Source organism: Fictibacillus barbaricus (genome assembly GCF_031457135.1).
In the GTDB taxonomy this organism is placed as follows: Bacteria; Bacillota; Bacilli; order Bacillales; family Fictibacillaceae; genus Fictibacillus; species Fictibacillus barbaricus_A.
Map to the genome: position 1 here is coordinate 468,591 of NZ_JAVDWA010000001.1, position 15,447 is coordinate 484,037.

The window sequence follows — 15,447 nt, forward strand, 5'->3', positions numbered from 1 at the left end:
ATGAACGGCATAGGGGTCTGTCCCCGGGACAGACCCGGGGACAGACCCCTATGTTTTTTCATAAATAGGATGTGTTGAAATGAGCATGGTGATAAATTCGTATGATTCATTAAAAAACTGGCGCGACAGTGAAATTGATAAACATTTGACAGATTCGGCTGAATTGAATCATTTTCATGATACCGTAATGAAAAACGTATATGAAATTGCATTGGAACGAATGAAAGTACAATGCGGCGAACCGCCTTGTTTATTTTCCTGGTTTCTTATGGGAAGTGCAGGAAGGTTTGAACAGGCAATAATAAGTGATCAAGACCACGGTCTGATTTACGAGCAATCTGACGAGAAATCAAATGAATATTTTCAGAAGCTAGGAAAAGAGATCACATCAGGATTGTATGCTGTCGGTTATCCATATTGCGATGGCCATGTCATGAGCTCTAACCCGGTATGGTGCAAGTCAAAAAGAGAATGGGAAGCACAGATGACGAAGTGGCTGAAGGAAGAGAGCTTTGAATCCATTCGTTTTCTGCTGATTTTCTATGATGCACGGGTTTTAGTCGGAGAAGAAAAGTATGTTAGTGAATTAAAACAGAAAATCCATGATTATATAGAGACGAAACCTTATTTTATGGAACGATTATTAGAGAATACTATTCATGTAAAAAAAGCCGTCGGTGTCTTTCAGCAATTTTTAACGGAAACGCATGGCGCTCATACGGGCAGTATTGATCTTAAGCACTCTGGATTTCTTCCTTTTGTGAATTGCATTCGTTTATTTGCTTTAAAAGAAAAAGCAGCATCATCAACTACCCTTTCGAGGATTGATGAGCTTTCTAATTTACCGGCATATACAGCTGAACTGGATGTGTATCGGGCTGATTTTGAAAAGCTGCTGAGTTACCGGCTTAAACAGCACCAGAAAAGTACGGAAGATTATGATGATGTCCATTACTTGGATATAAAGGAACTGGATAAAGCGGAGAAAAAAGAGCTGAAAAACCTTTTTAAAAATGGTAAGAAACTTCAAGAATATACGAAGTCCATTATTAAAGGGAAGATGCAGTAATGAGATTTGATCCCCTTATCCAGTTTATGAAACAAGTCCAAGGAAAAGTGAATTCAAGTGTTTACGCTTCATTGCAAGGCCAATCCAGTGCACAGCAGCTAGCTTTCATAAGACAGTTGGAAAAAGAAGCGAGAAGTGAAAAAGCGTTGAGTATACCTTTAAATGAATTGAATGTCGTTGTGTTCGATTTAGAGACAACGGGATTTTTCCCTGATCAAGGGGATGAAATCATTTCGATCGGAGCTGTAAAAGTAAAGGGCGGGAAAATTCAGCACGATGAAACATTTTATTCGCTGGCTCGCTGCAAACAGGTGCTCTCAGCTGAAATTAAGGAACTGACTGGCATTCAGGATGAGGAGATTGCAGAAGCGCCAGAGTTATCGAAAGTGCTGGTCGATTTTTATGCATTCGTAAAAGGAGACGTGCTTGTTGCTCATCATGCCAGTCATGAAAAGAAGTTTCTGCAGCATGCGAACTGGAAGCTGTTTCGAAAAAAGTTTATCCATCGAATCGTGGATACTTCCTTTTTATATAAGATTGCTGAACCCCAAATAGAACTCGTTCGTTTAGAGGACTTTTGTGATCATTGTGATATTCAGGTTGTAGAAAGGCATCATGCATTAGGGGATGCGAAGATGACGGCGGAATTATGGAGCATCTATATAAAGAAGATTCAAGATCAAGGCTTAAAATGCTTGCACGACGTGTATGAACGGTTAGCAAGATAATACGGAAAAATAGCTGGCTTCTCTGATTGATGAGGAGTCAGCTATTTTATTTTCTAATATTAAACTGTGCGTTAATTTGACCGCGGATCATTTTGTTTCGTTCTTCTCTCATTTTTTCATTTTTCTTTTTTGTCATTTCTTTTTTTATTTCATACGTTTGAACGCCGTCTTCAATACGATCTGCAATCTCCATTAATGTTTCTACATCTGAAAAAGAGTACTTTCTAGTGCCTCTGCCGGTTCTTTCAGGGAAAATCAGTTTTCTTTCTTCGTAATAGCGGATTTTGCGTTCAGACAATCCAGTGAGTTCGCTTATGACTCCGATCGAAATGACCTTTTTATCTTTGTAAGATATTTTATCAGCTGCCATCCTAATCCCCTTTACCGTGAAATAGCTTAAATTTTTACTATTGTATCATTTTTATGTTAGTTTTTCTCACATTTGATTTCTAACGAGAAAATTTAATTTAAAAAAATGACAAAAATAAAAATTTGTCATTTGTCATTTAATGAATTATAATAAAATCATCATAAAAGTGGAGGTACGAAAATGAATAAGAGAATAGTAGGAAATAATGGACCTGAAGTTTCATCCATAGGTTTAGGATGCATGGGAATGTCAGATTTATACGGCAATGCAGACAGATCAGAAAGCATCGCTACGATCCATGAGGCGCTAGAAAAAGGAGTTACTCTTTTTGATACAGGGGACTTTTACGGTGTAGGGCATAACGAACTCTTGCTGCGCGAAGCGTTACAGGGCACGAAACGAGAAAATGCATTCATCGCTGTTAAGACAGGTGTACTAAGATCTCCGGATGGCGGTTGGATCGGAATGAACAATAGCCCGCAAGCAATCAAAAACAATCTGGCTTATACGCTTCAGCGTTTGGGCGTTGATTATATAGATCTTTATCAGCCTGCACGTGTTGATCCGAATGTTCCAATCGAAGAAACGATTGGGGCGATGGCAGACATGGTAAAAGCGGGATATGTGAAGCAAATCGGACTTTCCGAAGCGAATGCTGCAACGATTCGCAAGGCACATGCTGTCCATCCAATCAGCTGGCTTCAAATCGAATACTCATTGTTCAGCCGAGGTATTGAAGCTGAAATCCTGCCGACATTACGTGAACTCGGAATCTCTCTTTCAGCTTACGGGGTATTATCCAGAGGGCTTTTAAGCGGTAAATGGTCCAAAGATCGTCAAGGGCAAATCGATTTCCGTTCGTTCTCTCCTCGTTTTATGGGCGAGAATTTAGAGAAAAACCTGGCTCTTGTTGAAGCTTTACGTGGAATTGCAGAAGAAAAACAAACAACAGTGGCACAGCTTGCAATTGCATGGGTCCTCTCTCAAGGTGAGGATATCATTCCGTTAATCGGCGCACGCAAACGCACTCATTTAGAAGATGCTTTCGGTGCACTGGAACTCAAATTAAACTCCGAAGACCTAGCTAAAATTGAAGCTGCTGTACCGGCAGTAGAAGTTGCAGGAACTCGTTACGCAAAAGAGCAGATGGCAATGCTCGGAGTGGAATAAAAGATGGCAGCACCATTAGCAAAAGAACAAATCCTGGATACTGCAGAAGAAGTTCTCCGTCGCTTCGGCTTGGAAAAAGCCTCTGTAGTAGATGTAGCTCGTGCTTTAGGAGTAAGCCATGGAACGCTTTATCGGCATTTTCCTAGTAAATCTGCTTTAAGAGAGGCGGTTGGTGAACGCTGGCTGAAAAGAGTCTCGATTCCCCTTGCTGAAATCGTGAAAGAAAGCGGCAGTTCTATGGAAAAATTACAGAAATGGTTTCAAACATTGATTCATACGAAAAGGTCTAAAGCCATAGAAGATCCTGAACTGTTCTCCATGTATAACGCACTTGCGGAAGAATCGGTAGAGGGAATTACGGCACATATTAATGAATTGATCCAGCAATTAACGGAGATTATTGAAGAAGGCATACGAAAGAATGAATTTAAAAGGAGCGATGCGGGTCAAGTAGCGGCGGGGATATTTTATGGGACAGCCCGTTTTCACCATCCTGCACTTGCTAAAGAATGGACTTCACCCAACATTGATGAAGAATTTAGACTTGTCTGGAACCTGCTGCTTTCAGGATTGAAATTTTAAGAAGAATAATGATGAAAGACCTTGTTCGCATTTATGGACAAGGTTCTTTTTTGTACATAAGGTTTCGCCTGAAAATGTTCCAATCCCGCCATTTTCACCGTATCGAATATAGGAGTGAGCCTCTCAAGTGGCATTGAGAGGCTTTATTGTGAGTTGGAGATATCGGATTTGTTGAATTCCCATTTTCGAGGAGTCTCACATCCTACACTCCAAACAACTTATCATTGGAGGAAAATACAGAATTGACCAAGCGACAATCTTTTAGAAAGAATTTTTTCTAGAAGATTTTTGCTATAGAGATATTTTTGAAAAGTTCTTCATTGAACAGTTAATTAAAGCGAGTCCTGTAGCGGAAATGAACCCATCCAAGGGCTACAAAGTTTGCGAAAACAGCATTTAGAAAACAGCCATTATTATTTATAAAATTTGCTACTAACCGTTTGTGTCCCAGAATATTTGTAAAGAGAGAGGAGTGTGGTCGTATTTGAACGTATTCGAAGCGATTAAAACGCGAAGAAGCATTGGGAAAGTGAAAGACCTTCCTGTACCTGTTGATCACATTGAAAAAATTCTCGAAGCAGGAACATTTGCGCCAAATCATTATCGGACAGAACCTTGGCGTTTCTTTGTCATTACAGGAGACGGAAGGCACAAGCTCGGCGCTGTTTTAGAGGAAATTACCAGAAATGAAAACGCAGGGCTGCCCTCTGATGAATTAACGAAAAAAACCGAAAAAGCGAAGAATAATCCATTAAGAGCGCCTGTCATTATCGCGGTAGGTGTTGAACCAAGTGATAAGAAGAATGTGATCATAAAAGAAGAGTTCGCTGCTGTCGCGAGTTGTATTCATAATATGCTGCTTGCAGCACATGCTCTTGGCTTAGCGGCGATTTGGCGAACAGGTCATGTCACGTATCATGCTAAAATCATTGAATTTTTTGGATTATCGTCAAAAGGAGAACTGGCCGGATTCGTCTACATTGGTTATCCCGACATGGAACCTCCAAAGATTAATAAAACAGGATTTGAAATCTTTACAAAATGGATCGATTAACTAAACTCAGAATCTTTTAAAATGGTAGAATAACAAATAAAAAGGGTGGAAGATTTCATGAGTCAGCTTACAGAGATGAAAACGGTTTTAGTGACGGGATATGCAAAAGCACCTCAAGGGAGTTCCATGTACGAAATCTACAAAACATCCGGAATCGTCATGGAGATCAACACGGAAACGAACAAAATTGTGAATGCAGAATTTACGTTTGTTACGGATCTCGCGAAAGATTTTTTAAGAAGAGTCATTGTTAATTATGATTTATCAAACGGTATTGAAGATTTGGTAAAACGAATAGAAACTCACTATTACACGCCTTCTACCAGTTCAGTAGTTGTTGCAGTAAAAGCAGCTTACAAGCGTTACAACGAAAAGACGAAACATTCAGAATAATACTTGTGAATCAAATTTTTGTTTGCTATAGTAAACGTATTAACGAAAAAAATAAGAAGTCTACTAAACGGATTAGTGTGTTCTTAATGGTGGAAAACACCCATTTCACAGAAATTAAGAAAGCCTAGCTTATCCATTGTAAGTAGGGAAAGAAATTGTTTCCTTTTTACTCTGGTTAAGTGCGGGCTTTTTTTTGTTTTTCAAAGAGATGGATTTGAATGAAGTTAATTTTCACTTCAGTTGCTCGCTTTCCGCAGGGTGTGCGGTGAGATCTCTTATCGCCTTGCGATATTAAGAGATTTCACCTGTCCCACTCATCCTGCAGGAGTCTCTCCCTTCCGCTTCAATTAACTTTTCTGTGAAGCACTTCTTAAAAATCTTAAAAAATTCTTTAACGGCCTAAGAAATACTAATGAACCAGGAGGTGGAGGCGTTGAACAAAGTAAGAAGTGTAGAGGAAGCCGTACAGCATGTGAAAACAGGAATGACCGTGATGGTCGGGGGATTTGGGCTGGTTGGAGCCCCATTAACTTTGATCGAAGCGCTAACCCGTTATAATGCAATGAATCTGACCATTATCTCGAACAACCTTGGTGAAGAGGGAAAGGGATTAGGTGTTTTGCTGCGTCAAGGGAAGATTAAAAGTGCGATAGGTTCCTATTTTACAAGTAACCGGGAAGTGGGTGAGAAGTATCATGCCGGGGAGATCGACATCACACTATTGCCGCAAGGGACTTTTTCAGAATCAATCCGTGCTGGAGGAGCGGGGATCGGAGGTTTCTACACGAAAACAGGTGTAAACACCGAAATCACAAAAGGAAAAGAAACAAGAGAGATCAACGGAGAGCTTTATTGTTTTGAAGAAGCGCTAACCGCTGATGTTGCGCTAGTCAGAGCACATAAAGCAGACCGGCTCGGAAATCTCGTGTATTACAAAACGGGGAGAAATTTTAATCCGATGATGGCAACTGCCGCACGTTTCGTCATAGCAGAAGTGGATGAGATCGTAGAAAACGGTATGCTGAATCCTGAAGAAATTGTTACACCGCACCTATATGTCGATGCAATCGTTCTCAGCAAAAAAGTACTGACGAAGGAAGGGGTGGTTTCTCGATGAGCGGCATCATCAACATAAAAGAAAGAATTGCCAAACGTGCGGCAGAAGAAATAAAACCAGGGTCTATCGTCAATCTCGGAATCGGAATACCGACACTCGTTAGTAAATTTATAAAGTCCGATGATATCTTTTTGCACACAGAAAATGGACTTCTAGGAGTAAGAGATTTAACGAAGAACGACGAAATCGATCCTTTAATCGTAAATGCCGGAAAGTTGCCGATCGGGGAAACAATCGGTGCTTCGTACTTCGACAGTGCCGAATCGTTCAGTATGATTCGAGGAGGACATATTGATGCAGCTATATTAGGAGCATTACAAGTCGATGAGACGGGTTGCATCGCCAACTGGGCGATTCCAGGACAAAACATCATTGGGGTAGGCGGTGCGATGGACTTGATGGCAGGCGCAAAAAAAATTATTATCACAACGCTGCATACAGATAAAGAGAACCGTTCTAAACTCGTTAAAAAGTGCACCTATCCCATTACTTCCATTCGAAAAATTGACGTACTCATTACAGAACTTGCCGTGTTTGAATTTAAAGATGGCAAATGTTATTTGACCGAACTCATGCCTGAAACAGAACTAGATGAAGTCGTGAAAAAAACAGAAGGTTCATTTGAAGTTAGCCATACAATGAACAGATAAACAGTTGATGGAATTTTCTGAACTATGTCATAATAGATGAATGCTATTTTTATAAAATATTTTGAAAACGTTTTCTGTTCATTCATCATTAAAAGGAGGAGTTGCATGTGAAAAGCGAAGTAAACATAAATCAAGATTTGAACAGTATTCAATCTCAAAATTCACCACCTCAAACGTTTGGGCAAAAACTAAGAATGATTGGCCCAGGATTTGTTGTTGCGGCAACAGGAGTAGGGACAGCTGACATGATTACGGCGATTGTCATTGGAACATCATTTGGTATGACGTTCGTTTGGGCGATTATCATCGGTTCTATTTTAAAATACTACTTGAACGAAGGTGTCGGCCGCTGGTATTTAGCCACAGGACAAACGATCCTGCAAGGCTGGCATTCATTAGGAAAATGGGCAACCGGTTATTTTGGCGTCTATTCTGTTATATGGGGTTACATATATGGTGCTGCAGCAGCTCTGACTTGCGGACTTGGTATGCATGCGATGCTCCCGATTATGCCAATTTGGGCGTGGGCAGTCGTCCATTCTTTACTAGGATTTGCATTAGTTTGGACTGGCCGTTACTTGCTTTTTGAGAGAATTATGACTGTGTTGATCGGTGTCATGTTCATCACGATTATCGGAACAGCCGTCCTGTTCCTCCCGACATTAGGAGAGTTTGCCGGAGGATTAGTTCCTACGATGCCTGATGGATCGCTCATGCTTGCACTTGGTTTGATCGGCGGCGTAGGCGGCACAATCACTATGGCCTCTTATGGGTATTGGTTAAAAGAAAAAAACTGGAACGGCAAAGGCTGGATGCCGGTTATGAAACTGGACGCGAAAGTGGCCTACACAATTACGGGGATTTTTTGTATGGCTGCCCTTATCATCGGAGCGAAATTTTTGTACGGCACAGATGTTAAGCTTCAAGGCGATCAAGGCTTGCTGCAATTAGGCGAAATGCTTGGTGATGAATTTGGTACACCGCTTAGATGGCTTTTTCTCTTAGCTTTCTGGTCAGCAGCGTTCACGTCTTTACTCGGTGTTTGGAATGGCGTACCTTATTTATTCGCTGACTTTGTTAGAACGATTCGCACAAAGAAAGAGGACTTGCATACGGTAAAACCTGTATCTGAAAAAGACCCATCTTATCGCGCTTACTTGGCATGGCTGACTTTTCCGCCGATGCTGATATTCTTTTTTGGCAAGCCTGTTCAGCTCATTATCCTTTACGGAGCACTCGGTTCACTGTTTATGCCGTTTCTCGCTATCTCACTCATCATTCTATTAAATTCTAAAAAAGTAGAAGCGGAATTCAGGAACAAATGGCTGACGAATGCTGTCTTAATAGGCTGCCTGCTAATGTTCCTCGTTCTAGGAATAAATGAACTGCAGAAGCTTTTCTAGAAGAAGTAAACCCGCGTCTTATAACGCGGGTTTTTTACTTGCATTTAAGACTTCACCATTCACAATCCGTTTAGGCGTGCCATCTACAAAATAAGAAAGAATGTTATCAATACTCGTTAATAAGAACTGATGAAACATGTTATCAGTCTTCCAGCCAATGTGGGGAGTAAGGAGGACATTATCCAGTTGCAAGAATGGATTATCAGCATTGACCGGTTCTTCTGAAAATACATCGAGCCCTGCACCGCTGATCCAATTTTCCTTTAGTGCATTTGCCAACGCCTGTTCATCGACGACTTCACCTCTCGAAGTGTTGATTAAAAATGCATCCTCTCTCATCAGCCGAAAATGCTGTTCTGTTAATAGATGCCTTGTTTTAGGAACAAGTCTAACGGCGATCACCACAAAATGGGAAGACTGCAGCAAATGATTAAGCTCTACAAACTCCACATCTTCTGCCTGTGCGCGATCTTCTGTTAAACGAGGACCCCACGCAATTACATTCATCTGAAAGGCTTTCGCAATCTTGGCAACGCCAGAACCGATTTTTCCAAGTCCGATAATCCCTACGGTTTTACCTTGTAATCCTATTCCGGCGGACTGAATCCAATTTCCTCTTTTCATCTCTTCATTTAAAGAGGCGAGTTTTCGGGAGTGAGCAATCATAAACCCGAAGATGAGTTCGATCACTGCTGAAGATCCGCCAGGAGTTGCAGCAACCGGTATCTTCAGCCGGTTTGCTTCATCCATATCAATATGTGCAAGTCCTGCACCGGTTTGTGCGATCAGTTTAATTTTTTTGAGACTTTGTAAAATCTCTTTTGTGAATGTTGTACGCTCTCTAATGGGAAGGATAACATCCGCATCCTCAAGACGTTTCATCAAAAGAGCTGCTGAAGGTTGATCGTGATAGATTTCAACATGGAAGTGTTCTTTTAACCTATCAATCTCGGGGTTTGTCCCAAAGCATTTTTCCCAGTCGTCTATTATAACTACTTTCATATCAAATACCCCTTTCTTTTTATCCTTCATTTCTTTTATTTTACAATAAGCGAGTGTAATATCTGAAATTTTACAAGATAAAAACGATTCTTATTTTTGCATGTTAAAATAAGGATAAATAAAAATTCGGAAAGAAGGGGAGAAGGATGAACGCAAAAATCTTCTTTCAACGAAAATTAAAATTCGGAAAAAGATTGATACAGCTTCACCATTGGAACGCTGTTTTATTTTTACTGTTAAGCCTTTCAGGTTTTATCTTATTCTCCTCTTCTTTTCGATCTTCATTGCCGGCATTAAGAGTTTGGGTCAAGGATGTTCATATATGGAGCGGGTTTATCTTTTGTTTGCCGTTCTTGTTCTATCTTCCTAAATTGGGTAAGCATCTTATCACACTTCGCAAAAAGAAGAATCATAGAATTAATCTTTATGTCGTTCTGGCGATTCTCTTCCTTCTTATTCTCTCTGGTTTGGAATTGACGTATCACCGCCAATTCCCGCCAATCGTTAGTTCAGTTTCATTGTTCGTTCATGATGCTGCTACATGGTTTGGCGTCCCTTATGCCATCTACCATAGTGTGACAAGAAGCCGCTGGTTTAAGAAACTGGGCGAAAATAAGCGAGTCGAAAATTCTTTATCAGAACCTATGTTCATTGATAAGGAAAACCCGGTTTATAAAAGAAGAACCTTCCTTAAACTATTGAGCGGAAGTATTATCGCTGCAGCATTTTTGCCTTCATTTATGCAGTGGGTGCGGCCATTTGTTCCGGCTTCGTCGAGCAAGAAAACACCACTTCCAGATGGGAACGATTTCTCGCCATTGCCAGATCCGAACGCAAAGTCTGCACCGCCAATCGGAGGCGGGAGGAAAGGTGAGTTCCGGTATTATACCGTTACCGAAGTTCCAGAATTGAACAATCAAAATTGGAATTTAGAAATTAATGGGCTGGTTGATCGAAAAAAAACATATAATTGGGGGCAATTTATACAAGTCCAGAGAGATGTACAAGTAAGTGACTTTCATTGTGTGACTGGATGGAGTGTATATAATTGCACGTGGGAAGGCATTCCGTTAAAAAGATTGCTAACAGAAGCAGGAATAAAAAAAGGGGCAAAATTTGTTAAGTTTTATTCAGCGGATGGCGTCTATTCGGATACATTAACGGTAAAACAAGCGATGATGAATGATGTTATGGTTGCCATGCTGATCGATGGTCAAATAATCGATCAACAAAACGGCGGTCCGGTCAGACTGATCATACCTAAAATGTATGCCTATAAATCTGTAAAATGGCTCAATCGAATTGAACTGATCGCAGAAGAACACACCGGATATTGGGAAGAGCGCGGTTATTCGAAAAATGCCTGGGTTAAAGGCGTATAAGTTAAAGGAGTCCAGTAAATTATGGGCTCCTTTCTTATATTGAAGGTGTTTTCTATAAGGTTGTTTCTTTTTAATCTTGTTTTATTGTCTTCGTTGATAGTTGATTGGAGTGGAAGGTATTAGACGCCTGCACCGGAAAGCGAGCATCCTGGAACGGAAATCAATTACATTCAAAAGCAACAATGAATACAAAAACAGCCATATTAAAATAGGAAAAAAGAGCTTTATATAGAATTGATAGATTAGCAGATGACAAAAAGGAGTGACTTTTATGTACGAATTGAAAACAAAAGAAACAGACAAAAGTGTTATCGAGTTTATTGAAAATGTTGAAAAACAAAAGAAAAGGGAAGATGCTTATAAATTGCTGGATCTTTTTACTGAAGCGTCAGGTTTTGAGGCCAAGATGTGGGGACCGAGTATCATCGGATTTGGATCGTATCATTATAAATACGACTCCGGTCATGAAGGAGATGCGCCGCTGGTTGGATTCTCACCGCGTAAAGCGAAAATCAGTTTGTATTTTGCTACAGGTGATACAGGGCGTGAAGAATTGCTGCGTGATTTTGGAAAACATACATCAGGAAAAGCGTGTGTATACATCAATAAAGTAGCTGATATTGATGTAGAGATATTAAAAAAAATCATTCGCCAATCGATCACGTTTCTAAAGAAAACATATCCGAATCAATAATATGTATGTCAAAAGGAGTCCATAATTGGACTCCTATTTTAATTCATTAGTCTTTGCATCCGCAGTCACAGCTTTTTTTCTTTTTCTTTCTGCACTTTTTACATTTAAGAAAAAAGCTTGAAGAAGAGGATGAAGATTCACATTTATGGTCTTTCCAAGAGTTCCAAGAGTTATTACAGCACATTCATATTTCACCTCACAGAAACTTCCGTCAACCTTAGTTCTTCGCGTTGGTTAATACATTTTATGCAGAAACGGACAAGTTGTTTGGACATTTGAAAGAAGTTTAATAATTTAGGTGTTTATTTTAACAATAATTTCACGTACCGTAATCTTAAACTAATTTTAAAAAGGATATCTCTTGTTAAAAGGGAATGTAAACAATGACTTAATTCTAGTTTTGAACAGGAGGGTACAATGGATAATAAAACAGTGTTGATGAGACAAATGGAAGCTAACCATAATGAACCGAATTGGTTTGTTCCGGTGGAGAAGGCGTTGGATGGGCTGACAGAGGAGCAAGCTTCCCAAAAAACGGGAAACAGTAATTCCATCTGGGAGATCGTTACACATCTGGTTTTTTGGAACGAGCGCTACTTGAGTAGGTTCAAAGGAATCACACCTGCAAAATCAATCGAAAGCAACGATGAGTCTTTTGAAAAAGAGGAAAATGAAAACTGGGAGAAAACAAAACAGCGCCTTCAACACGTCCTCACAGACTGGAAGAGCCTTCTAAAAGAGGCTGATGATGAATTTTTGCAGCGTTCTGCTCATGATGACCGTCACGATCCATGGTATTCCGTTATCGCGAATATCAACATTCACAATGCATACCATATCGGGCAGATTATCGAAATTCGAAAAACAACAGGAAACTGGGACCCAAAGAACGGCGTTCATTAAATTATTTGTTTTCGCATACTTTATTGCTCTTGAAATTGATATCCGCTCCAGGATACTCAGCGGGGTGTGCGGTAAGAGGGAATAATGCGGTACAAAAAGGCAACAGTTATAAAAAAAGGCTGTTTTCTAAAAGATTGTTACTTTAAAATCTCATTTTTTTCTTCTTTGGCAATTGATTGGAGTGAAGATGCGAGACTCCTGCGGGACAGGCGGGCAGTCCGAAAAGCGGAAGCGGTTTGGTCAGCCCCGACAAGCAAAAGTGAAACGTCCGAATGTGGCTCATCGCCTGCCCCGCGGAAAGCGAGCAATCTGGAACGGAAAACAACAACTTCCAAAAACAACAAAGGTTACGAAAACTTCCTAAAAAAGGTGTTAAAAAGAATGTTGATTATATCTATGAACTAAGCGGAAAGCACTCATTAAAAAAAGCCAATCCAAAAGACATTTAAGCCTTTTGGATCGGCTTGCTAAAGGATACGTTAAACCTCATTATATTTCTCTTCTAATTTGTTCTGCTGCCCGTTAAAAATAGGCAGCGAGATGTTAAAACTCGTCCCCTTATTTAATTCACTCTGAACCGTCATGCTGCCTTTATGGTTTTGAATGATGCGATAGCTCACCATCAATCCCAATCCTGTACCAGTCTCTTTTGTCGTGTAAAAAGGTTCGCCAATTCTTTTTACTTGTTCTTCATCCATTCCAACACCATTATCTTCAATGGAAAGAACGATGTTATCCCCAGATCTTCGGGTTCTTACCCGGATTATACCTCCGTGAGGCAAAGCTTCCATCGCGTTTTTAAATAAGTTGATAAAAACTTGTGTTAACTGGTTCTTCTCTCCGAATACATGAGCTTCTTCAACAGAAAAGTCATCCATAAAAACGACATTTTTTAAGTTCGCCTCTGCTTCCAGTAAATAAATGACCGTTTTAAGGATGTCTGTTACATTCAATTCACTGAAGTAAACAGCGTGCGGCTTCGCCAACACCATAAACTCGCTGACGATCAGGTTGATTCGATTAATTTCATCTAAAATGATATCGGTATAAAGCTCTCTTTTCTCTTCTGTACTGCTTTGTAGGATTTGGACTAATCCTTTTACAGTTGTGAGCGGGTTTCGAATCTCATGGGCAAGCCCCGCAGCCAATTCCCCGACTAACGAAAGTTTTTCTGACTTCAGAAGCATTTCTTCGGTTCGTTTTTTTTCTGTAATATCGTATTGGATCGAGATATGCTGATAAGCTTTTCCTTCCTTATCCAAGAACGGAACGATTGTAACATCGACCCAATAAAGAGATCCATCTTTGGCTTTATTGCAAATCTCACCCTTCCAAACAACACCATTGTGGATATCTTCTTGTATCTTTTTTATAAAATCATCGCTATGATAGCCAGAATTTAAGATGTCCCCATGACTTTTTCCAATCAACTCTTCTCTTGAATACTGGGTAATATTGCAAAAACGGTCATTTACATATGTAATCTGGTCGTTGGGATCTGTAATCGTAAATATGGTAGCTTCGTTTAGAGCAACCTTAAAGTCTTTCATTTCTCTCAACGTTATGTTTAAATCTTCGTTCGTTTCAGACAAAGTAATCTTCGTATTTAATAAACTTTTTGTGCAAAAAGAGGTTATTGAATGTGAAGCATAATCTAAAAGAGGATCGATCTCCTTAATAATTTGAAAAACGCTGTTTGAAGAGAGTTCATTGTTTTTTGTTCCATGATCTAACAAATCTAATAAAGCAGCCCGGGTATGAAAGATGGTAGCGAGCGTCTCGTGTAGTGGAATCTCAGCAATCTGTGTATCTTCAAAAATATTAGACCAGACTTTAATCTGTTCTTGAGAATGGTTATTTTCCTTGCATAATGCGTTTCCAAGACAAAGAAAAAGCATTTTTACCCAATGCTTGTATTTCTGATGATTGATCTCAGAAGGAGTAGAATCATGCATTTGAGTAACTTTATCAGCTAGCCATTCACTTTCACGAATGATCTTACTTCCAAACCGTTTGATATCATCATCCATGTTTCGTCATCTCCTGACAAAAGTACGTAGTAGGTTATCTATTAAATTTGACAATTAGGAGGAAAATCCCTTTTTTTGTTAGTCGATAATATAGGCCATTTTTCCTCTTTTAATAAAAAAGTTTTCTTTTGCCAAAAGAAACGGCGTACTGAGTTCTTCAGCACGCCTTACATTATTGTAATTCATCACCAAGTTTCATCAAGATGCTGGGCATAGTATGTGATCCCACGTTTGAAATACTGAAGTTTTTCGTCATTCGTGGTCTCCATCAAATTCATCAAAACAATCTCCATAGCTTCTTTATAGTTTCCAGAATTGTACAGGGCCATTGAATAAAAAATTTGAAGTCCACGATGCTCAGGAAACTCTGTCACACCCCGCCGCAATGTTTCTAGCGCTTCTTTATAAAAACCTAAAACCCGGTACGTACTGCCAAGACCGAGTAAACATCTCTCCAAGTCAGGTCCTGTTAGACCTAGCTCAATTGCTTTTAGGTAAAAGGGGATCGCTTCTTTTCCTAAGCCCGTATTGTCATGAGCAATTCCTGTTTGGTAGTTAACCTGAGCGTGATCAGGATAAGCAGCAGCCAATTCTAAAAGAAGTGTGCGTGCTTCGTTCAAAACCGTCTCATCCTGCTTAGCACGCCCTTCTTCACGCAACGCTATTGCTTTATCGAAACGTTCACAAAAATTTTTATCAGAAGAATGGATTAATCTTTTATTCATTTTTTTAATCTCCCCAAATGTGTTAGTACTGCTAATGGCAAAGTAACTTTGTAAGACAATACTTTCATGGGAGTTAATTAATTTTGGCTGTGGTTTTGCAAAAACATCATCATAAGTCCGAATCCTCCTTGAAAATCAAGAATGAACACGAAGTTCAATTGTATAATATTGTATA

At 39.8% G+C, this 15,447-nt stretch carries 16 protein-coding genes; 12 read left to right on the forward strand and 4 right to left on the reverse strand.

What is annotated here, in order from left to right; translation table 11 throughout:
* Positions 1–79: 79 nt before the first annotated feature.
* Positions 80–1,069 carry a DUF294 nucleotidyltransferase-like domain-containing protein gene (locus tag J2X07_RS02470; RefSeq protein WP_310256114.1) on the forward strand — a complete coding sequence of 330 codons (990 nt, stop codon included), beginning with the start codon at positions 80–82 and terminating at the stop codon, positions 1,067–1,069.
* Positions 1,069–1,797, forward strand: a complete 729-nt coding sequence (locus J2X07_RS02475) for an exonuclease domain-containing protein (protein ID WP_310256115.1) — start codon at positions 1,069–1,071, stop codon at positions 1,795–1,797. The genes J2X07_RS02470 and J2X07_RS02475 overlap by 1 nt, the downstream gene beginning before the upstream one ends.
* Before the next feature lie 46 nt (positions 1,798–1,843).
* Here the strand turns inward: J2X07_RS02475 and J2X07_RS02480 are convergent, their stop codons facing one another.
* Positions 1,844–2,167 (reverse strand): MerR family transcriptional regulator, encoded by a 324-nt coding sequence (locus tag J2X07_RS02480; protein ID WP_310256116.1) that lies wholly within the window; start codon positions 2,165–2,167, stop codon positions 1,844–1,846.
* 180 nt (positions 2,168–2,347) lie between these two features.
* On the opposite strand from J2X07_RS02480, the gene J2X07_RS02485 reads away from it, so the two are divergent.
* The 7 genes from J2X07_RS02485 to J2X07_RS02515 all read left to right on the forward strand — a co-directional run bounded on the left by J2X07_RS02485 (position 2,348) and on the right by J2X07_RS02515 (position 8,536).
* Positions 2,348–3,337, forward strand: coding sequence for an aldo/keto reductase (locus J2X07_RS02485; RefSeq protein ID WP_310256118.1), 990 nt, complete (start codon positions 2,348–2,350; stop codon positions 3,335–3,337).
* A gap of 3 nt (positions 3,338–3,340) precedes the next feature.
* Positions 3,341–3,919: a TetR family transcriptional regulator gene (locus tag J2X07_RS02490; protein WP_310256120.1), complete on the forward strand. Its 579-nt coding sequence runs from the start codon at positions 3,341–3,343 to the stop codon at positions 3,917–3,919.
* Positions 3,920–4,403: 484 nt separating this feature from the next.
* Positions 4,404–4,973, forward strand: coding sequence for a nitroreductase family protein (locus J2X07_RS02495; protein ID WP_310256122.1), 570 nt, complete (start codon positions 4,404–4,406; stop codon positions 4,971–4,973).
* 57 nt (positions 4,974–5,030) lie between these two features.
* Positions 5,031–5,366 (forward strand): DUF3870 domain-containing protein, encoded by a 336-nt coding sequence (locus tag J2X07_RS02500; RefSeq protein ID WP_310256123.1) that lies wholly within the window; start codon positions 5,031–5,033, stop codon positions 5,364–5,366.
* Positions 5,367–5,799: 433 nt separating this feature from the next.
* Complete coding sequence (locus tag J2X07_RS02505; protein ID WP_310256125.1) at positions 5,800–6,483, forward strand: CoA transferase subunit A; 684 nt, start codon at positions 5,800–5,802, stop codon at positions 6,481–6,483.
* Positions 6,480–7,133 carry a 3-oxoacid CoA-transferase subunit B gene (locus J2X07_RS02510; RefSeq protein WP_310256126.1) on the forward strand — a complete coding sequence of 218 codons (654 nt, stop codon included), beginning with the start codon at positions 6,480–6,482 and terminating at the stop codon, positions 7,131–7,133. The genes J2X07_RS02505 and J2X07_RS02510 overlap by 4 nt, the downstream gene beginning before the upstream one ends.
* A gap of 107 nt (positions 7,134–7,240) precedes the next feature.
* On the forward strand, positions 7,241–8,536 hold the full coding sequence (locus J2X07_RS02515) for an Nramp family divalent metal transporter (protein ID WP_310256127.1): 1,296 nt from the start codon (positions 7,241–7,243) through the stop codon (positions 8,534–8,536).
* An 18-nt stretch (positions 8,537–8,554) separates the two neighbouring features.
* Here the strand turns inward: J2X07_RS02515 and J2X07_RS02520 are convergent, their stop codons facing one another.
* Positions 8,555–9,538, reverse strand: a complete 984-nt coding sequence (locus tag J2X07_RS02520; RefSeq protein WP_310256128.1) for a D-2-hydroxyacid dehydrogenase family protein — start codon at positions 9,536–9,538, stop codon at positions 8,555–8,557.
* A 146-nt stretch (positions 9,539–9,684) separates the two neighbouring features.
* Here J2X07_RS02520 and J2X07_RS02525 point away from each other — a divergent pair, with 146 nt between their 5' ends.
* The 3 genes from J2X07_RS02525 to J2X07_RS02535 all read left to right on the forward strand — a co-directional run bounded on the left by J2X07_RS02525 (position 9,685) and on the right by J2X07_RS02535 (position 12,517).
* Entirely contained in the window at positions 9,685–10,920 is a 1,236-nt protein-coding gene (locus J2X07_RS02525) for a molybdopterin-dependent oxidoreductase (RefSeq protein ID WP_310256129.1), read from the forward strand.
* A gap of 271 nt (positions 10,921–11,191) precedes the next feature.
* Positions 11,192–11,614, forward strand: a complete 423-nt coding sequence (locus tag J2X07_RS02530; RefSeq protein ID WP_310256131.1) for a DUF1801 domain-containing protein — start codon at positions 11,192–11,194, stop codon at positions 11,612–11,614.
* Positions 11,615–12,031: 417 nt separating this feature from the next.
* Complete coding sequence (locus J2X07_RS02535; protein WP_310256133.1) at positions 12,032–12,517, forward strand: DinB family protein; 486 nt, start codon at positions 12,032–12,034, stop codon at positions 12,515–12,517.
* A gap of 479 nt (positions 12,518–12,996) precedes the next feature.
* Here J2X07_RS02535 and J2X07_RS02540 read toward each other — a convergent pair whose 3' ends face one another.
* Both J2X07_RS02540 and J2X07_RS02545 read right to left on the reverse strand, forming a co-directional pair.
* Entirely contained in the window at positions 12,997–14,547 is a 1,551-nt protein-coding gene (locus tag J2X07_RS02540) for an ATP-binding protein (protein WP_310256134.1), read from the reverse strand.
* A 185-nt stretch (positions 14,548–14,732) separates the two neighbouring features.
* A complete protein-coding gene (locus tag J2X07_RS02545; RefSeq protein ID WP_310256136.1) occupies positions 14,733–15,272 on the reverse strand; it encodes a tetratricopeptide repeat protein in 540 nt (179 codons plus the stop codon).
* Positions 15,273–15,447: the final 175 nt, after the last annotated feature.